Origin of the sequence: Actinosynnema sp. NPDC091369 (assembly GCF_044757065.1) — a bacterium.
Taxonomy (GTDB): Bacteria; Actinomycetota; Actinomycetes; order Mycobacteriales; family Pseudonocardiaceae; genus Actinosynnema.
Window position 1 is genome coordinate 64,886 of the sequence record NZ_JBIVUG010000001.1, and the last position, 18,400, is coordinate 83,285.

At 73.3% G+C, this 18,400-nt stretch carries 14 protein-coding genes; 6 read left to right on the top strand and 8 right to left on the bottom strand.

Translation table 11 applies throughout. From position 1 onward, the window contains the following. Positions 1 to 4: 4 nt before the first annotated feature. The 4 genes from nudC to ACIQMJ_RS00320 all read right to left on the bottom strand — a co-directional run bounded on the left by nudC (position 5) and on the right by ACIQMJ_RS00320 (position 5,593). Positions 5 to 955, bottom strand: a complete 951-nt coding sequence (gene nudC / locus ACIQMJ_RS00305) for an NAD(+) diphosphatase (RefSeq protein WP_499758848.1) — start codon at positions 953 to 955, stop codon at positions 5 to 7. Further along, a complete protein-coding gene (locus ACIQMJ_RS00310; protein ID WP_499758849.1) occupies positions 952 to 2,340 on the bottom strand; it encodes a M16 family metallopeptidase in 1,389 nt (462 codons plus the stop codon). The genes nudC and ACIQMJ_RS00310 overlap by 4 nt, the downstream gene beginning before the upstream one ends. Beyond that, a complete protein-coding gene (locus ACIQMJ_RS00315; RefSeq protein WP_499758850.1) occupies positions 2,337 to 3,623 on the bottom strand; it encodes a M16 family metallopeptidase in 1,287 nt (428 codons plus the stop codon). The genes ACIQMJ_RS00310 and ACIQMJ_RS00315 overlap by 4 nt, the downstream gene beginning before the upstream one ends. Before the next feature lie 329 nt (positions 3,624 to 3,952). Beyond that, on the bottom strand, positions 3,953 to 5,593 hold the full coding sequence (locus ACIQMJ_RS00320) for a DUF2207 domain-containing protein (protein WP_499758851.1): 1,641 nt from the start codon (positions 5,591 to 5,593) through the stop codon (positions 3,953 to 3,955). A 135-nt stretch (positions 5,594 to 5,728) separates the two neighbouring features. On the opposite strand from ACIQMJ_RS00320, the gene ACIQMJ_RS00325 reads away from it, so the two are divergent. Both ACIQMJ_RS00325 and ACIQMJ_RS00330 read left to right on the top strand, forming a co-directional pair. Continuing rightward, positions 5,729 to 6,985, top strand: coding sequence for a neutral zinc metallopeptidase (locus tag ACIQMJ_RS00325; RefSeq protein WP_499758852.1), 1,257 nt, complete (start codon positions 5,729 to 5,731; stop codon positions 6,983 to 6,985). Between the two features lie 15 nt (positions 6,986 to 7,000). Next, positions 7,001 to 7,900, top strand: coding sequence for a neutral zinc metallopeptidase (locus tag ACIQMJ_RS00330; protein WP_499758853.1), 900 nt, complete (start codon positions 7,001 to 7,003; stop codon positions 7,898 to 7,900). On the opposite strand, the gene ACIQMJ_RS00335 is transcribed toward ACIQMJ_RS00330, so the two are convergent. Next, positions 7,870 to 8,307 (bottom strand): hypothetical protein, encoded by a 438-nt coding sequence (locus tag ACIQMJ_RS00335; RefSeq protein WP_499758854.1) that lies wholly within the window; start codon positions 8,305 to 8,307, stop codon positions 7,870 to 7,872. The two genes, ACIQMJ_RS00330 and ACIQMJ_RS00335, sit on opposite strands and share 31 nt — an antisense overlap. Before the next feature lie 1,003 nt (positions 8,308 to 9,310). Here ACIQMJ_RS00335 and ACIQMJ_RS00340 point away from each other — a divergent pair. Beyond that, positions 9,311 to 9,994, top strand: coding sequence for a response regulator transcription factor (locus tag ACIQMJ_RS00340; RefSeq protein WP_499758855.1), 684 nt, complete (start codon positions 9,311 to 9,313; stop codon positions 9,992 to 9,994). Further along, positions 9,991 to 11,454, top strand: coding sequence for a sensor histidine kinase (locus ACIQMJ_RS00345; RefSeq protein ID WP_499758856.1), 1,464 nt, complete (start codon positions 9,991 to 9,993; stop codon positions 11,452 to 11,454). The genes ACIQMJ_RS00340 and ACIQMJ_RS00345 overlap by 4 nt, the downstream gene beginning before the upstream one ends. An 18-nt stretch (positions 11,455 to 11,472) precedes the next feature. Here ACIQMJ_RS00345 and ACIQMJ_RS00350 read toward each other — a convergent pair whose 3' ends face one another. Together ACIQMJ_RS00350 and ACIQMJ_RS00355 are read right to left on the bottom strand one after the other, a co-directional pair. Next, the gene (locus ACIQMJ_RS00350; RefSeq protein WP_499758857.1) at positions 11,473 to 12,540 is read right to left on the bottom strand and encodes a potassium channel family protein; all 1,068 of its coding nucleotides are present in this window, start codon (positions 12,538 to 12,540) and stop codon (positions 11,473 to 11,475) included. Next, positions 12,537 to 13,949: a M20/M25/M40 family metallo-hydrolase gene (locus ACIQMJ_RS00355; protein ID WP_499758858.1), complete on the bottom strand. Its 1,413-nt coding sequence runs from the start codon at positions 13,947 to 13,949 to the stop codon at positions 12,537 to 12,539. Before ACIQMJ_RS00355 ends, ACIQMJ_RS00350 begins: the two co-directional genes overlap by 4 nt. 90 nt (positions 13,950 to 14,039) lie before the next feature. On the opposite strand from ACIQMJ_RS00355, the gene ACIQMJ_RS00360 reads away from it, so the two are divergent. Further along, positions 14,040 to 14,420 carry a DoxX family protein gene (locus tag ACIQMJ_RS00360; protein ID WP_499758859.1) on the top strand — a complete coding sequence of 127 codons (381 nt, stop codon included), beginning with the start codon at positions 14,040 to 14,042 and terminating at the stop codon, positions 14,418 to 14,420. A gap of 79 nt (positions 14,421 to 14,499) precedes the next feature. Next, on the top strand, positions 14,500 to 15,036 hold the full coding sequence (locus ACIQMJ_RS00365) for a hypothetical protein (protein ID WP_499758860.1): 537 nt from the start codon (positions 14,500 to 14,502) through the stop codon (positions 15,034 to 15,036). Here ACIQMJ_RS00365 and ACIQMJ_RS00370 read toward each other — a convergent pair. Beyond that, complete coding sequence (locus ACIQMJ_RS00370) at positions 15,033 to 18,365, bottom strand: ATP-dependent helicase (protein ID WP_499758861.1); 3,333 nt, start codon at positions 18,363 to 18,365, stop codon at positions 15,033 to 15,035. The two genes, ACIQMJ_RS00365 and ACIQMJ_RS00370, sit on opposite strands and share 4 nt — an antisense overlap. Positions 18,366 to 18,400 lie beyond the last annotated feature (35 nt).

Here is an 18,400-nt window from a genome sequence, read left to right on the forward strand (position 1 = left end):
CGGGTCAGCCCGCCGCCGCCCACGACTGGATCATCCGGTAGGCGATGGAGGCGCCCGGCGCGAGCAGCAGGTCCGGCACGCTGCCCGGCTCGGCGAGCGCCTGCCGCACCTCGGCCCGGCTGACCCACTTGGCCTGCGCGATCTCGCCGTCGGCGAGCACCAGGGGCTCGGCCGGGTCGGCGACCGCCTGGAACCCCACCATCAACGACCGCGGGAACGGCCAGGGCTGGCTGCCGAGGTAGCGGATGTCGCCGACCACGACGCCGACCTCCTCCTCGATCTCCCGCGCCACGCACGCCTCCAGCGACTCGCCCGCCTCGACGAACCCGGCCAGCACCGAGTACCGCCCCTCGGGCCACCCCGCGCCGCGGGCGAGCAGCACGTGGTCCGCGCCGTCGTGCACCAGGCAGATCACCGCGGCGTCCGTGCGCGGGTACTCCTCGTGCCCGCACTGCTCGCACACCCGCGCCCAGCCGGACTTGATCGCCTCGGTCCGCCCGCCGCACATCGCGCAGAACTTCGCCGACCGGTGCCAGTGGAACAACGCCACCGCGGACGTGAACAAGCCCGCGCCGGTGTCGTCCAACAACGCGCCGCACGCCCGCAGGTCGAGCCACTGCGGCTCGTCGGTCAGCTCCGGCCGGCTCCACGCCCGGCCGGCCGGAGCCTCGACGTCCGTCTCGTCCTCGGTCAGCGGAACCGCCCAGTACGCCACGCCGTCCTGCTCGCCGAGCAGCACCGCCGTGTCCGGCGGGCCGTCACCGAAGTCGGTGGCGGGGCGGTCGACCAGGCGCGACGCCCGGTCGGCCACCAACGTGCGACCGCGCGCGTCCACGGTGAGGACCCGCGCCTTCGGCCACAACTGCGCGATCCGCTCCGCGTCACCGCGCAGCGGCTCCCGCCGGTCCACCGTGAACCTCGACAGCGCGGGCAGCTCCACCAACTCGAAGCTCACGGCAGGGTCACACCACCCAGCGCGCGCAGCTGCGGCGTCAGCAGCTCCGCGTCACCCACCAGCACGCCGGTGAACGCCGTCGGCGCGAAGAACTCCAACGCCACCTCGGTGACCTGCTCCACGGTGACGTCCGCGAGCCGGCCCGGGTGCCCGGTGAACCACTCCACGCCCAGGCCGAGCCCGGCGAGGTTCATCAGGAACGACGCCAGCCCGCCCTGCGACGACGTCGCGGTCAGCAGCGACCCGATCGCGTACCGGCGCGCGGTGTCCACCTCGGACTCCGTCGGCGGCACGAGACCCAGCCTGCCCAGCTCGTACCGGGTCTCAAGCAGCGCCGCCGCGGTCACCTCGCTGGCCGTGTCGGCGTCCACCAGCAGCGTCGCCCCGCCCGGCGTGAACTCCGGGTGCGAGCGCGCGCTGTAGGTGTAGCCCTTGTCCTCGCGGATGTTCTCCACCAGCCGCGACGAGAAGAACCCGCCGAACACCAGGTTCGCCAGCTGCAACGCCGGGTACCGCTCGTCCGTGCGCTCCAGCCCGCGCCCGGCGAGCCGGATCTGGGACTGCACCGCGCCGGGGCGGTGCACGAACAGCACGTCACCACCGCGCACGGGGGTCAGCGGCGACAACGCCACCGCGGTGCCCTCGCCGGTCCAGCCGCCCAACGCGCCCTCGACAGCGCGCACCGCCGCGTCCGGCGCCACGTCGCCCACCACGACGAGCACCGACCCGCGCGGCAGCACGGCCGACGAGTGCAGCGCCAGCACCTCGTCGCGCGTGACGGCCGCGACCTCCTCCGCCTCGGGCATCTCCTTGGCGAACGGGTGGTCGCCGTACAGGTGGCGCTGCAACGCCTCCCGCGCGATCACGTTCGGCTGCGACCGCGCCAACCGGATCCGCTCCACCAGCCGCGCGCGCTCCCGCTCGACCTCGTCGGCCGGGTAGGTCGCGCCGGTCAGCACGTCGCGCAGCACGTCCAGCACGGTCTCGAACCCGGACACCAGCGCGTTGCCGGACAACGCCAGCCGCTCCGGGTCGACCACCGCGTCCAGCTCGCCGCCGACGAGCGCCAGCTCGGTGTCCACGTCCACCCGGCTGCGGGTGGCGGTGCCGGTGAGGATCGTGTTCGCCAGCACCTCGGCGCGGGCCGCGTGCGTCGAGCCGACGCTGCTCGCCGCCGGGTCGCCGAACGGGATCCGCAGCCGCACCTCCACCAGCGGCACCGACGACCGGCGCACGGCCAGCACCCGCAGGCCGTTGGCCAGCGTCGTGTCGATCGTGTCCAGGTCCGCCGCCGCCCGCTGCTCGCCCAGCTCCGGGAACGGGCGAGGCCCTAGCTCCGTACGGCCGATCTCCTCGGCGCTGCGGTGCTTGGTCGGGGCGCTCACTCGTTACCTCCACTGGCGGGCTTGAGGGTCAGGACGGCGCGCGAGTCCGGCCGCAGCGCCTTGGCCGCCGCGGCGACCTCGTCGGTGGTGATGCCGGCCAGCTTGTCCGGCAGCTCGTACAGCAGCTCGGCCCGCCCGAACAGCAGCTCGGCCGACCCGAGGCCCAGCGTCCGGCTGGTGAGCCGGTCGTGCTCGCGGTGCATGGTCGACACCCAGCGGGCGGTGACCTTCGCCAGCTCCTGCTCCGTCGGCCCTTCCTCGGCCAACCGCAGCAGCTCCTCGTCCACGGCCGCGAGCACCTGCTCGGAGGTCACCTCCGGCGGGTGGATCGCGGTGATGCTGAACGTGTCCGGGTCGCGCGCCTCCAACGGCCCGAACAGCCCGCACCCCGCGCCGACGTCCACCACGATCGCGTCCCGGTGCACCAGCCGCTGCTGCAACCGCGACCCGTCGCCGTCGGTGAGCACACCGGCCAGGACCAGGTAGGCGAGGTAGCCCTCGACCTCGGTCACCGGGTCCGGGATGCGGTAGCCCACGGCGATGGCGGGCATCGGCGCGTGCTTGTCGGTGTGCTCGGCCCGCAGCTCGCCCTTCGGCGGCGCCTCGGCGAACGACGGCCGGGGCGGCACCGGACGGGCGGGCACGTCACCGAAGTGCTTCTCGACGAGCGCCTTCGCCCCTTCGGTGTCGAAGTCGCCCGCCACCGTCAGCACGGCGTTGCCCGGCGCGTAGTAGGTGTCGAAGAACGCGGCGCAGTCGTCCACGGTGGCGTTCTCCAGGTCGGTGAAGTCGCCGTAGCCGTTGTGCGCGTTGGGGAAGGTCTGGAACAGGACCGGTGGCAGGAGGATCCACGGGAACCCCCCGTACGGTCGGTTGAGCACGTTGAGCCTGATCTCCTCCTTCACCACGTCGATCTGGTTGCGCAGGTTCTCCTCGGTGAGCTTCGGCGCCCGCATGCGGTCGGCCTCGAGGAACAGCGCCCGCTCCAGTGCCGCCGACGGCAGCACTTCGTAGTAGTCGGTGTAGTCGGGGTGGGTCGACCCGTTGAACGTGCCGCCCGAGGACTGCACGTGCCGGAAGTGGGCCAGCTTCTCCAGGCTCTCACTGCCCTGGAACATGAGGTGCTCGAAGAGGTGGGCGAAGCCCGTCCGCCCCTCGGGCTCGGAGCGGAAGCCCACGTCGTAGTGCACGCTCACCCCGACGACCGGGGCGCTGCGGTCGGGTGCGAGCACCACCCGCAGACCGTTGGGAAGCGTGAACCTGTGCAGTTCGGGTAGCGCCATGAACGCAGCCTACGGGTTCACACCACTACCGGGCGCGATGGTCGCCCACCCACCGGAGCGCCCCGCTACGCCCAGCGCGAACCGACCGGTTCCCGACCGGCCGACCAGCGGCTCGACGGCCGATCCGGGACCGGGCGCACGCCTGCACCGGTCCGGACCACCGCCTGTCTCATCAGGCCGGCCACCCGGTGGAGCCGGCGCGCGTGGACACCGGATCGACTCGGCCCTGAACCCCTCGGACCACCGCTCGCCGCCCACGGGCCGGTGTTCTGGGATGGGTCCATCATCGAACTTCTGTTCGAGACGCGCAAGATCACTTTCGGGTGAACTCAGCCGCGCAGCGACCGCAGGTGCCCCGCCTGCGCCAGCACGCCGTCCACCGCGCCCAGGAACACCGGGAACCGCTGCGCGAACCGCCGCAGGTCACCGCCCCGCTCCGCCTCGCCGAACCAGTACAGCCCCGGCCGCGTGCCCGCGAACGTCGCCAACCACCGCTCCGTCTCCCCCAGCACCACCGCGTAGGGCAGCGACCGCGAGAACACCATCTCCCGGTCCGACTCCGGGATGTCCTGCGGCGTGGCGGTGTGCAGGTACCCGCGCAACCCCCGCACGTGCTCCAGCAGGACGCTCCCGCGCTTGGTCCGAGCGGGCATGGTCCGCGCGCCCACCGCCAGCGCCACCCCGGCGACCACGACCACCAGCCCGAACAGCGCCGCCCCGCCGACCAGCGCCAGCACCACCGTCAACGCCGCGCCCAGCACGCCGACCCCGACCCCGGCCCACCACCAGAGGTTGCGCTCCGCGTCCGGCCGCCGCGCGAACCAGTTCTTCGCCACCACGTCGGCGTACAGCTCGTCCCGCACCCGGGAGAGGTCGATCCGCCTGCCCCGCAGCTCGGACAGCGCCACCGCGTCCACCCCGTCGGGCAGCAGGGCCTCGTACACCGCCCGTTCGTACCCGGACAACGACCGGTCGGCCGGGTTGCGCCGCACGAAACGCCAGTCGTGCCCGTCGACCTCCTCGATCCACACGTAGTTGCGCACCGCGAGGTCCACGATCGTCGCGGTCACGTCGACCACGTCCACGTGCTCGTCCACCACGGTTCCCACCTGGCCCGGCAGCACGCCGTCCGGCGACGCGAACGCCACCCGCCCGGAGCCGTCCGCGACCAGCACGTTCACCGGCCCGACGTCACCGGCCAACGCCCGCGCGTCCCGGCCGCGGAGGTACCACAACAGCAACCCGCCGCACAGCAGCAGCACGACCAGTCCGCCGAGCCCCGCGCCGGTCAGCGGGGTCAGCGCGAACGCCGCCGCCAACCCCGACGTCTCCTCGACCCGCGCGTTGGCGGGCGCCGTGCCCTCCTGGAGCCCCACGGCCACGTCGACCCGCTCACCGGCGGCCAGGCCGATCTCGTTCGCCCGCACGCCACGCCCGTCGCCCAGGTCCGCGCTCGTGCACGGCTTCGACGTGCCCGGCTCGCCGGCCAGGCAGTTCACCGACCGCGGGGCGTCCGGCGTGATCACCGAGACCTTCACCGAGTCCAGGTCGGCGTCCCAGCCGCTCGCCGGCTGCCAGCGCAGCTCCAGCGTGTCGCCGATCTGCGCCACCGTGCCGACCACGGAGTACCTGACGGTCGACGTGCCCGCCTGGAGTGCGATCGTGAGCTCGTCGTCGGATGCTGTGGCGGTGCCCTTGCCCTCCACCGACACGTCCGCGACCTGGAACACGCGGTCGCGCTCGGCGGACACGGGGACGCGCAGCGGCACGACCCGCGTGGCGGTCCGACCCTCGGGAACGGTGACCGCCTCGGTCACGGTCAGCCTGCCGTCGCGCTCCAGCTTGAGCCGCACGTCCGCGCCGACCGTCCCGGGCAGTCCGGCCGTGCTGCCCGGTTGCGCCGACGCTGTGCCGACGCCCGTGCACAGCGCGACCGCGCAGAGGGCCGCCGCTCCCCAGTTTTTCAACACGGCCGCGGAGAATAGCGGAGTTCCCCTAAGCTCTTGTGCTGATTCGGGCATCCGCGATATGGGGGACGACCAGCGATGACGCAACCACCGCCGCCGGGTGGCTGGCCGCCGCCACGACCGGTTGGGCCACCGCCGATGCCCGCCCCGCTGCACCCCCAGCAGCCCCAGCCGACCCGCCCGTGGCCCACGCCCCAGCAGCCCCAGACCGGACCCCAGCCCCAGCAGCCCGCACCGCACGTCCAGCAGCCGCACCAGCAGGCCCCTCACCAGCAGGCACCGCACCAGCAGCCGCCGCCCTGGCCCGCCCGACCGCCCGTCATGCCGCCGCCGATGGCCGCGCCGCAGCCGCCACCCGTGAACTGGGGGCCGCCGCCCGGACCGCCCCAGGGCTGGGGTCCGGCGCCGATGCCCTACCCGCCGCTGCCGCGCCAGAAGAACAAGGGCCCGCTGGTGGCCGTGCTGGTCGTCGGCTTCCTCGTGCTGGGCGTCGCCACGATCGGCATCCTCGCCGCGTCCAACGGCGCGAAGGAGGCCAGCGACTCGGGCAACGCCGGGTACGCGAGCTACACGTACACGCCCGAACCCACCACCACCACGACCACCGCGGCGACGACCACCACGGAGAGCAGCAGCAGGCGGTCCACGTCGACCAGCACGCCGAAGGCGGGCCCCAAGGCCAGCATCACGCTGGGCGACAACCCGATCCACGCCGCCGGCCTGGGCGCGTTCAACATCAACGGCTGCCCCCTGCCCGCGATGGACTACTCGCCCGCGGGCCAGGACCGGTTCCTCCGCGCCGCGCTGCCGTGCATCGAGGCGATGTGGAAGCCGTCGTTCGAGCGCGCGAACCTGCCCTACCAGCCGGTGGAGCTGGTCATGGTGACGTCCCAGATCACCAACACGTGCGGCAACATGGGCCCGGACCGCACCGCCATGTACTGCGACGGCACGATCTACTGGACGCCGAACCACTACGCCAACGAGCAGGGCTCGGCGAACCCCAACCACCCGGGCAAGTACCTGGGCCAGCTCGCGCACGAGTACGGCCACCACGTCCAGTGGCTGTCCGGCATCCTGCGGGCCTCCAGCCAGGCGCAGTACGAGAAGGGCGGCTGGGACACCCCCGAGGGCCTCGACCTGAACCGCCGCAAGGAGCTGCAGGCCACCTGCTTCGGCGGGATGACGCTGGCGCCGCTGTCGCACGGCGCGGTGCCGTCCGACGTGATCTCGGTGGCCCTGACCGACGCGGGCAACCGCGGCGACTACCCGATCTACCCCAACCGGGACCACGGCGCGCCCGAGCGGAACGCCGCGTGGGTCAACCACGGGTTCAAAAACAACGAGACGAGCGCGTGCAACACTTGGGTGGCGAGCGCGGCGGACGTCAGCTGACCCGACTGGAGGACCGTGCACACGCCCGAGGAGCCCAGGAACAACCCGATCGTCCTCATCGGCGTGTTCTCGTTGATCGTGTTGTGCGTGCTGGGCCTCGGCGGCATCACGCAGTTGGAGACGTCCCGGCGGATCAACGGCCGCCCGGTGGCCGCGCCCGGCGTGGCCGGCACCCAGACGGCCGGGACGGAGGCGCCGCGACCGCGGGCCGTGCACCGGCTGGCCGACCACCCGCTGCTCACCGCGCCCGTTCGGTTGCCCGTGGTGGCCTGCGCGTTGCCGGGGTTCGGGGTGTCGGACTCGGAGCTGTCGGCGTACTACAAGGCCGGGGTGCTGTGCCTGGACCAGGCGTGGCGGCCGGTGCTGGAGCAGGCGAACCTGCCGTTCAACCCGCCCGCGCTGGACACGTCGCCGGACCTGGCCGAGGGGCCGTGCGGCTCGGCGCCCGCGGAGAGCGAGGCGGTCGCGTACTACTGCGGTCGCAACAGGACCATCTACATGCCCACGCGGCGGCTGCGCGACAACGGCGGCGGTGAGCGCGCGGGGTCGCACCTGGCGACGTTGGCGCACGAGTACGGGCACCACGTGCAGGCGTTGAGCGGGATGCTGCGCGCGGCGGACAGCAAGATCGTCACGGCGGGCGAGGAGACGCCGGCCGGGTTGGAGATGTCGCGGCGGATCGAGCTGCAGGCCAACTGCTTCGCCGGGATGTTCCTGGTGGCGGTGTCCGACTCGATCGGGACCGGGTTGGCGCGGGAGGCGGCGGACGACTTCCAGTACGCCGTCGAGGAGCCGCCCGAGAAGAACGCGCACGGCAGCCCGGACAACCAGTCCGAGTGGGCGTCGACGGGGTTCACCGCGGGCGTGACGTCGTCGTGCAACACCTACGCGGCTTCGGCGGAGGCCGTGGGCTGAGAGCGCCTGGTCAGCAGGTAGGCGTAGAGGCCGCCGGCGAGACCGCTCAGGCACATCAGCAAGGTGGTCAGCCGGACGTCGAACGGCATGCCGACGGGGGTGCTCGCGGCGGCCTGGACGGTGAACTCGCCGTCGGTGTCGGCGGGGACGACGACTTCCACGACCTCGTCCCGCTGGTGGCCGCAGCCGTCGAGCTTGGCGGTGTGCTTGCGGTCACCGACCGTGAGTTCGACCCGGTCGTAGGCGTCCGCCGCGCCGCAGGAGGCCGGTTCGACGACGGTGGCGGTGGTCCGCCGGACCTCGGTGGACGTGCGCGGCCACCACAACGCGACCGCTGCCGCGACGGCCAGCAGACCCGCGACCAGCAGCACCAGCGCCCACCTGACCGGGCTTCGCGGAACCGCCACAGCGTGGATGGTCGCAGACGGGGTGCCGGGTTGTCGTGGGGGCCGAGGCGTCCCGAGGCCCGGCAAACATCACCCAATCGTGATCTTGCCCACTCTCGAACTCCTGTTCGATACTCGACCCATGCCTCTCACCCCGAAACCGACTGACCCCCTTCGCCCCCGAGCCCGTCGCCGGATGCCGCACCGGGCCCCACGACGAGATCTCCGCCCTTGGAGCTGTCGGTCGCGCCTGAGACGGTCCGACCCGCGACCGGGCCGTCCCGATCGGGCACCACCGGCCCGAATCTGACTTTTCTTTTGGACAAGCCGAACGCCCGCCCGCGCCGGCTTCTCCACCCACTCGTGCCCGCGTCACGAACTCCCCGCGCCCACGCCCCTCACCGCCGGGCCGCGGCCGGGGCCTCCAGACGGCCGGTCTCTCCCGTCCGCGCCCACGTCGAGGGAGACCGGCCCCTCCTCCGGCAGACCGCCCGCCGACCGCCCGACAACGCCGGGCGCCGGTGCCGCCGGAACCCGGCGGCGGTGAACCGGTGCGGTCTCGTGGCCGGCGACGAGCAGGCTTCTGCGGCGGTCGAGAGCTCCCTGGGCGAGCGCTCTCCATCAACCCGCACCGATCACCGCTTAGCCGCCATCCACCATCACGTCCCTACCAACATCCCCACCCGACCCCTGAGGGACACGCCCTCCGACCGGCGACCAGCCAGGTTCCACCGCTCGGGAGCTTCCGGGGACGAACGCTCGTCATCTACCCGCGCGCAGCTGCCGCCCGCCGTCACATCCGGCGACACGCCGGATCACGGGCAGCGGCACGTCGGCACCGCTCGTGCCCGATCACCACATACCGCCCGCCCAGCAACACGAGAACGCACCACCGAACAGAAAGGAGGGAGTCGTTCCACACGGGAGCGAGCAGGCAGGCCGCCCCAGCTGAGCCGTCGAGTAACGGTCATTCGTCATGGCTCATCGCGGCCTGGGGGCTGCGACAGGCGAGGCGACGCAGAATATGGAGGTGTCGACTGCTGCCAGGGTGCTGGTGATCGAGGACGCCGAGGCGATCGGGGCTGCGGTGAGCTCCGCCTTGCGCGATGCGGGTTACCAGGTGCTGGTCCGGCCGGACGGTCGTGACCTGGAAGGCGAGCTGGTCCGGTTCCGGCCGGACCTGGTGGTCCTCGACGTGATGCTGCCCGGTCGGGACGGCTTCACGCTCCTGGAGGTCATCCGGCGGACCTGTGGGGCCGGGGTGGTGATGTTGACCGCCCGGGACGGGGTGTCCGATCGGCTGCGGGGACTTGATCGGGGTGCGGACGACTACGTGGTGAAGCCGTTCGTGCTGGCCGAGCTGGTCGCCCGGGTGAGCGCGGTGCTGCGGCGGTTGGGGCGGACGCCGTCCACCGTGCAGATCGGCGACCTGGTGGTGGACGCCGACTCGGCGGTGGTGCTGCGCGGTGACGTGTCGATCGAGTTGACGGCCACCGAGCTGCGGCTGCTGCGGTACCTGGCGGCGCAGCGGGGGCGGGTCGTGGGCAAGACGCAGATCCTCACGGCGGTGTGGGGTTACGAGGACTACGACCCGAACCTGGTGGAGGTGCACGTCAGCGCTCTGCGCCGGAAGTTGGAGGAGCACGGGCCGCGGTTGCTGCACACCGTGCGCGGGCTCGGGTACGTGCTCAGGGCGGACGAGACGTGAGCTTGCGGACCGTCTCGCTGCGACGACGGGTCACGCTGTCCGCGATCGGCGTGCTCGGCGTCGTGCTGGTCGGGGTCGTGCTGCTGGTGGACGCGCTGTTCGCGGCGCAGTCCAGGCGGGACGTCGACACCGCGTTGCTGGAGAAGGTGCGGGTGGCGCAGCAGCTGGTCAAGCAGCGGGTGCGCGGGGCGGAGCTGGTGGACCGGCTGGAAGGCCGGGGTGTCGAGGTCCGGCTGGTCATGCCGGACGGAACGGTGTTCGGGGACGCGCCGAACGAGGAGGTGGCGAAAGAAGTCAGCAGGCAGTTGATCGACGGGTCGACCATCACCGTGTACGCCGAGGCGTCGGTGATCACGGCGGCGCAGGCGAGGTTGCGGCGGTTGTTGCTGCTGACCGGGGTCGGCGCGCTGGCGGTGACGGTCGGGGCGATGGTGCTGGTGGTCCGGAGGGCGTTGGCGCCGTTGGACGCGATGACCACGCTGGCCCGGTCGATCGCGCGCGGCAACCGGGGCTACCGGCTCAACCCGTCGCGGGCGGACAACGAACTCGGCCGGACGGCGGCGGCGTTCGACGACATGTTGGACTCGTTGGAGGGATCGGAGGAGCGGACGAAGCGGTTCGTGGCCGACGCGGCGCACGAGCTGAGGACACCCATCGCGGGCGTGCAGGCCGTGGCGGAAGCCCTGATGCAGACGGCCGGTGCCGAGGAGCGGGAGCGGTTGAACCTGCTGCTGGTGCGGGAGTCGCGGCGGGCCGGGCGGCTGGTGGACGACCTCCTCGCGTTGGCGCGCATCGAGGCCGGTCTGGAACTGCACCGGGAACGGGTCGACCTGCTGGCGCTGGCCGAGGCGGAGGTGGGGCGGACGCAGCTGCTCGCGCCGGACTTCGACATCGCCGCCGAGGGCGAGCCGGCGTTCGTCTCCGGCGACCCGCAGCGGTTGGCGCAGGTGTTGGCGAACCTGGCCGACAACGCCCGGCAGGCCACCGGGCCGTCGGGTCGGGTGCGGCTGCGCGTGTCGAAGGCGGGCAGCTTCGCGCGGCTGGTCGTGTCGGACAACGGTCCGGGGGTGCCGCCGGAGGACCGGGAACGCATCTTCGACCGGCTGGTGCGGCTGGACGAGGCGAGGGACCAACGCTCGGGCGGCTCGGGCCTCGGCCTGCCGATCGCCCGCGGTGTCGTGCGCGCGCACGGCGGCGAGCTCTCGTGCACCTCGGGCGGCATCGCGGTCACGCCCACCGACGTGCCGAGTGCCGCCACCGCGCACCAGGACGCGATCACCGACCCGGGTAGCGGCCCCGACCGGCCGAGCGCCGTCGCCGACGAAGCCGATCACCGAGCCGATCACCGAGCCGAGGGCATCGAGCGGCCCGAAGCGGTCGCGCAGGTCGGTTCCGGCGGGGAAGGCGCGCCGGAGGTGGTCGGGGCGGTGTTCGAGGTGCGGATTCCGCTGGCGGAGTGATCCGCCGACGGACCGCGGTCAGGCTTCCTTCGGCGGGGTGACCTTCTTGACGTAGAGGAGGCGGTCGCCGGCTTCGACGGCGTCGGCTTCCGGGGCGTCCACCCGGTAGAGGGTGCCGTCGCGGACCACGCCCAGCACGATGTCCGGCAGGTGGCGCGGTGAGCCGCCGATCTCGGACGGTTCGACGTCGCGTTCGGCGATGGCCAGGCCGGCGTCCGGGGTCAGCAGGTCCTCCACCATGTCGACCACGGACGGGGTGGCGGTGGCCATGCCGAGCAGCCGGCCGGCGGTCTCGCTGGAGACCACGACCGAGTCCGCGCCGGACTGGCGCAGCAGGTGCTCGTTCTCGCGTTCGCGGACCGAGGCGACGATCTGGGCCTTCGGGGCCAGTTCACGGGCCGTGAGGGTGACCAGGACGGCGGTGTCGTCGCGGTTCGCGGCCACGACCACCGCCCGCGCCCGGGGCACGCCCGCGACGCGCAGCACGTCGTTGCTGGTGCCCGAACCGTGCACGGTGACCAGACCGATCGCGGACGCGGCGTCCAGGGCTTCCTGCGTGGTGTCGACCACGACGATCGAGCCCGGCTCCGCCCCGTCGCCCATGAGGGCGCTGACGGCGGACCGGCCCTTCGTGCCGTACCCGATGACGACCACGTGGTCCCGCACCTTCGTCCTCCACTTCTGGATGCGCAGCGCCTGCCGCGAACGCTCGGTCAGCACTTCGAGGGTCGTGCCGACCAGGACGATCAGGAACAGCACGCGCAGGGGGGTGATCACCAGGACGTTGACCAGCCGCGCCGACGAGCTGGCGGGGGTGATGTCACCGTATCCGGTGGTCGAGAGCGACACCGTCGCGTAGTACACCGCGTCCAGGAAGGACAGGCCGTCCTCGTTGACGTCACGGTAGCCGTCGCGGTCGAGGTAGACGATCAGCACGGCGGCCATCAGCGCGGTCAGCGCGCCGATCACCCGTTTGAGGATGGCCTGGACCGGGCTCTGCACCGTGTCCGGCATCCTGATCACGCCGACGAGCGAGTGACCGGGCCGCTCGGCCAGCGGTTCCCCCGGGTTGGTGCGGCGGATCATGACAACCTCTCCGGGAGTAGCCGCCACAGCCGGGCGGCGGCCTCGGCGCCGCGGAGCAGCAGCGGCACGACGACGCGCTCGTTCGGCGCGTGGATCCGATCATCCGGCAACGTCGCGCCCAGGTACACGACCGGCACGCCGAGCCACCCGTGCAGCAACGCCGCCGGGCCGGAGCCACCCGTCCGACTGAACCTGACGGGCTGGTCGAACGCGGCCTGCACCGCGTCACGCACCGCGCCCACGGCCGGGTGGGACACGTCCACCGCATAGGGCGGCGCGCCGTCACCGCTCGCGATCACCTCGGCGTGCAGCCCGGCGGGGGTGTGGTGCGCGACGAACTCGCGCAGCGCGTCGGCCACCCGTTCGGGCCGCTGGTCGGGCACGAGCCGGAACGACAGCTTCACCGACGCCCGCGCCGGCACGATCGTCTTCAACCCGGGCCCGGTGTAGCCGCCGTGGATGCCGTTGACCTCGGCGGTCGGCCGCACCCACACCCGTTCGAGGGTCGACCAGCCGGGCTCACCGGCCACGCCCTGCGCACCGCCCGCGTTCGCCAGCCACACCGCCTGGTCGAACGGCAACGCGGCGTAGTCGGCGCGCTCGGCCTCCGTGGGTTCGATCACATCGGCGTAGAAGTCCCGGAGCCGGACGCGCCCGGAGTCGTCGTGCAGCGCCGCGACGAGCCGCGCGATCGCCGTCGCCGGGTTCGGCACGCTGCCACCGGCCCGCCCGGAGTGCACGTCGGACGTGCCGCCGGTGAACACGACCTCCGCCCCGTACACCCCGCGCTGACCCGTGCACACGGTCGGCGCGTCCCGCCCGTACAGCGGTGTGTCGGTGAACACCACCAGGTCGCACGCGAGGTCGGCGCGGTGGTCGTCCAGCAGCCGGGTCAGGTGCGGCGAGCCGGACTCCTCCTCACCCTCCACGAGCAGCTTCACCGTCACCGCGGGCTGGGCCGCGCCCGTCGCGGCGAGGTGCGCCCGCATGCCGAGCAGGTGCATCGCGACCTGGCCCTTGTCGTCGCTGGCACCCCGCCCGAACAGCTCCTCGCCGATCAGCGTCGCCTCGAACGGCGGGTGCTGCCACTGCTCGACCGGGTCGACCGGCTGCACGTCGTGGTGGCCGTAGACCAGCACGGTCGGCGCACCGGGGTCGGCGGCGGGCCAACAGGCGTACACGGCGGGCAGCGCCGGACCCTCGTCCCAGACCCGCACGTCGGGCCATCCGTCCCGGCGCAGCGCGTCGGCCAGCCAGTGCGCGGACGCGGCCACGTCGCCGTGGTGGGCCGGGTCGGCGCTGATCGACGGGATGGCCAGCCACTCGCGCAGGCCGATCAGGAAGTCGTCGGCGAACGCGGTCACGGCCGCCCGCTCGGGATGCTCGGGTTCTTCGGGATCACCGGTCACGGTGCGGGAGGATATCCCCGCGCGACCGCCGGAGAGCGCCGGGAGAACCCTGCGGACGCCGTGCGGCGGGTGACGTGACAGGGTGGTCCCATGGAACCCACTCGTTCCCGTTCCTGGTCGGCGCTCGCGCTGGCCGGGCTGCTCGGCGCCGCGGGTGTCACGCACTTCGCCAAGCCGAAGCCGTACGACGCGATCGTGCCGCGCGCGCTGCCGGGCAAGCCCCGGACCTGGACGTACCTGTCCGGTGCCGCGGAGGTCGCGTTGGCGGCGGCGGTGGCCGTGCCGCGCACGCGCGGTGTCGGCGGGAAGCTCGCGGCCGGGTTCTTCGCGACGGTGTTCCCGGCCAACGTCAAGATGGCCTACGACTACCGCGCGAAGTCGCCGAAGGCGAAGGCCATCGCCTACGGCCGCTTGCCGTTGCAGGTGCCGCTGGTCCTGTGGGCCTTGCGCGTGGGGCGCTCAACTCCCTGATCACTCTCGGCACTGGGTCGAACACCCAGCGCGGCCGAGGGTCTGTCATTGAAACCGCAACCAGTCCTAGGATGCCCGAGTGCAACCGCTCCTCCACCCTGCCGCGTCGGCGTTGGGTTGGCGCGGCATCGTCGTCCCCGACGTCGCCGTGCTGGGTCACCAGGTGTCGGCCGTCGTGCGGGTTCGTGCCGATGTGCACGAGTGGCGCAGCGCGAACGGCTGGCCGCCCCAGGCCGACCCGTCGTGGTTCCGCTCGTGGTTCGAGCCGGCCGCGCACGACCGGTTGCCGGTGCCGGCGGTGGAGCTGGTCGGCGTGCTGGTGGGTGAGTCGACGGTCGACCGGGCGTTGCAGTCGTGCGGGACGTTGATGACCCTCGCGCCGTGCTCGGTGGTGCTGCCCGCGCCGCAGGGCGCGCAGTCGTGGCCGTTGATCGAGCTGGACTACTACGGCATCGGCGTGGTCGCGGTGGACGCCGCGGGCGCGGCCGAGCTGCTGGTGCCGCCGGAGGACCGGTCGACGGAGTTCGGGCCGTCGCTGTTCGGGCGGTGGCTGCTGGAAGTGCTCTACGACCGGGTGCTGAAGGACGTGCCCGCGAACGCGCGGGTGAACGGCTAGTCCGGGATCGAGCGGATCAGCGCGCGCAGGCCGTCGGCGTCCAGCAGGTCCGCGGGGCGCAGCGTGTGGTCCTGGCGCACGTAGTGGAACGCCGCCCGCACCTTCTCGACCGGGCTCCCGGTCAACGCCGCCCACGCCAGCCGGTAGGCGGCGAGCTGCACCGACAGCGCGGGCAAGCGGTCCTCGTCGGGCACGGCGCCGGTCTTCCAGTCGACCACGGTCCAGCCGCCGTCGTCGTCGGCGAACACGGCGTCCATCCGGCCGCGCACCGACAGGCCGTCGATCTCGGCCTCGAACGGCACCTCGACGTCGTGCGGCACGCGATCGGCCCAGGCGCCGGCCAGGAACGCCTCCTGCAGGCGGGTGAGGTCGGAGTCGGGGGCCGCGCCCTCGTCGGCCGCGCCGGGCAGGTCGTCGAGGTCGAACAGGCGGCTCGCGCCGAACCGCTGTTCCAGCCACGTGTGGAACGCCGTGCCGCGGCGGGCCAGCGGGTTGGGCGGGAACGGCAGGGGGCGGCGCAACCGGCGGGCCAACAGGTCCGGGTCGGCGGCGAGCTCGACGAGTTGGCTGACCGACAGGTTGTCGGGCAGGACGACGCGTTCCCGGCGGTCGGCCGCGGCGGCGCGTTCGGCGAGGAGCACTTCGACGTCGCGCGCCCAGCCCTCCGGATCGTCGTCCTCCGTTCGGGGGACCTCGAGCGTTGAACTCGGGGGTCCTGGAGGTTCGACACTCGGGGCCTGGGGGTTCGACTCACCCAGTTGGTCGAGGGCGGAGAGGACCAGGGTGGCGCCCTCGACCACGGCGGCGCGGCGCTTGCCCAGCGGGTCGGTCGGCCACTGGGCCGTCTTCGTCTGCGACGCCAGGGGGTTGGGCTCGTCCTCGGCCGGGCGTGGCGCCCAGTGCGCGATGTCGGCGGGCGGGTGGTCGGCGGCGAGCACCGACTCGCGGATCTCGGTGAGGAACGCCGACGGGCCCTTCGGCTTGTCGCCCGTCTCGCCCCACCAGTGCCCCGACACCAGCAGGCTGTGCTCGGACCTGGTCAGCGCCACGTACAGCAGCCGCCGCTCCTCCACCAGCCGCCGCGCGTCGAAGTCGTCCTCGTGCCGGACCAGCGCCTCCTCGACGTCCTTGCGGTTGGCGTCGGGCGCGATGCGCAGCTTCGGCAGGTCCTCGGCGTCACCGCGCAGGTCGGCGGGCAGCTCGGCCACCGACCGCAGCCAGCTCGACGACTTCTTCCGGCCCGGGAACACGTCCTTCACCACGTGCGGCACGGCGACGATGTGCCACTCCAGGCCCTTCGCCGAGTGCATGGTCAGCACCTGCACCCGGTTCTCGGCCACCTCCACCTCGCCGGGCTCCAGGCCGTCCTCGGCCTGCTCGGCGGTGTAGAGGTAGTCCAGCAGCGCGGGCAGGGTGGCCGACGGGCTGGCCGCGGCGAAGTCGTTGACCACGTCGGCGAACGCGTCCAGGTGCGCCCGCCCCACCCCGCCCGGCCGGGCCATGGCCTCGATGTCCAGCAACAACGTGCGCTCGACGTCGGCGACCAGCTCGGGCAGCGGCTGGTCGAGCCGGCGGCGCAACGACGACAGCTCCGCGCCCAGCCGCCGGATCCGCCGGTACCCCTCGGCGGAGTACGCGGTCGGGTCACCCGGGTCGTCCAGCGCGTCGGCGAGCCCGGCCTGCTCGGCGTGCTCGCCGGGCAGCGCGTCGGCGATCACGGCCAGCGGGTCGCTCGCCACGGCCTGCCTGCTCGGCGCGCCCGCCAGGTCACGCGCCCGGGCCCACAGCGCGGCCAGGTCGTAGGCGGCGACGCGCCAGCGCGAGCCGGTGAGCAGGCGGGCGGCGGCGGTGCCCGCCAACGGGTCGACCAGCACCCGCAACGCGCTGGTCAGGTCGCGCACCTCCGGCTCGTCGAGCAGCCCGCCCAGGCCGACGACCTCGACCGGCAGGCCGCGTTCCCGCAGCGCCGCAGCGATGTTCGCCATGTCGGAACGGCGGCGCACCAGCACGGCCGCGGTGGGCGGCTCGTCGCTGGTGTCCAGGTGCTGCTCCCACTGCGCGGCGACCGTGTCGGCCACCCACTCCAGCTCTTGGCGCACGTCGTCGAACAACGCCACCCGCACGTCACCGGGCCCGGCGCCGTCACGGGCGCGCAGCTCGTCCACGTCCAGCCCCATCGCGCGCAGCGGCGCGGAGACGGCGTTGGCCAGGGCCAGCACCTCCGGCGGGTTGCGGAAGCTGGTGAGCAGGCCGTACTTCTTCGCGGGCGGGAAGTCGTGCACGAACCGGGGCAGGTTCGCCGCCGACGCGCCGCGCCAGCCGTAGATCGCCTGCGCCGGGTCGCCCACCGACGTCACCGGCATCGGCTCGCCCCGCCCGAACAACGACCGCAGCAGCACGCGTTGCGCGTGACCGGTGTCCTGGTACTCGTCCAGCAGCACGGCCCCGTAGCGCTCGCGCTCGCCGCGCACGACCTCCGGGTGCTCGGACGCGAGCCGGGCGGCCAGGGACATCTGGTCGGCGAAGTCCATCGCCGCCTCACGCCGCTTGCGCGCCTGGTAAGCCTCCAGCAGCGGCAGCAGGTTGACGCGCAGCCGCTGGGCGTTCACCACGGCCTTGAGCGACTCGGGCAGGCCGTCGCGCTGCCGCGCGGTCTTGGGCGCGTTCTCGATGATCGCGCACAGCCGCTCGGCGTGCCGCCACAGCGCGACCGGTTCGACCAGGTGCTCCCCCAGCTCACCGGCGAGCGCGAGCAGGTAGCCGGTGACGGTGGCGGGCACCTTGTCGGTGTCGAGGTCGTCGTTCCACGTCGACACGACGCGGTGCGCGAGCTGCCACGCGGCGGTCTCGGTGAGCAGCCGCACGCCCGGCTCCACGGGCAGCCGCAGGCCGTGCTCGCCGACGAGCCGGCCCGCGTACGCGTGGTAGGTGAGGATCACCGGCTCGGTGGTCAGCACCGCGGCCCGCCGCTCGCCGCTCGGGTCGAGCCGGTCGAGCAGGGACGACCCGGCGAGCCGGCGCAGCCGCAGCCGCACCCGGTCCGACAGCTGGCGCGCCGCCTTGCGGGTGAACGTCAGGCCGAGGACCCGGTCGGGCGTGACGAAGCCGTTCGCGACCAGGTAGACCACGCGGGCGGCCATGGTCTCGGTCTTGCCCGCGCCCGCGCCCGCCACGACCAGCGCGGGCGCGGCGGGGGCGGCGACGACCGCGGCCTGCTCGGGGGTGGGTTTGGGCAGGCCGAGCGCTTCGGCGACCTCGTACGGGCTGGCGAGAGCCACCGGCTCACCCGCCACCCGTTCGACCCCGCTCGGCACGACCACGTCCCGCATTCTCCGTGCTCGGGTCGCGCGGGCTTCGGCGACCC

Excerpts from the sequence above, each read along its gene's own strand:
- ACIQMJ_RS00315 (WP_499758850.1), bottom strand. The coding sequence starts at position 3,623 with ATGGCGCTACCCGAACTGCACAGGTTCACGCTTCCCAACGGTCTGCGG.
- ACIQMJ_RS00325 (WP_499758852.1), top strand. The coding sequence starts at position 5,729 with ATGCCCGCCCCGCTGCACCCCCAGCAGCCCCAGCCGACCCGCCCGTGG.
- ACIQMJ_RS00340 (WP_499758855.1), top strand. The coding sequence starts at position 9,311 with ATGGAGGTGTCGACTGCTGCCAGGGTGCTGGTGATCGAGGACGCCGAG.
- ACIQMJ_RS00350 (WP_499758857.1), bottom strand. The coding sequence starts at position 12,540 with ATGATCCGCCGCACCAACCCGGGGGAACCGCTGGCCGAGCGGCCCGGT.
- ACIQMJ_RS00360 (WP_499758859.1), top strand. The coding sequence starts at position 14,040 with ATGGAACCCACTCGTTCCCGTTCCTGGTCGGCGCTCGCGCTGGCCGGG.
- ACIQMJ_RS00370 (WP_499758861.1), bottom strand. The coding sequence starts at position 18,365 with ATGCGGGACGTGGTCGTGCCGAGCGGGGTCGAACGGGTGGCGGGTGAG.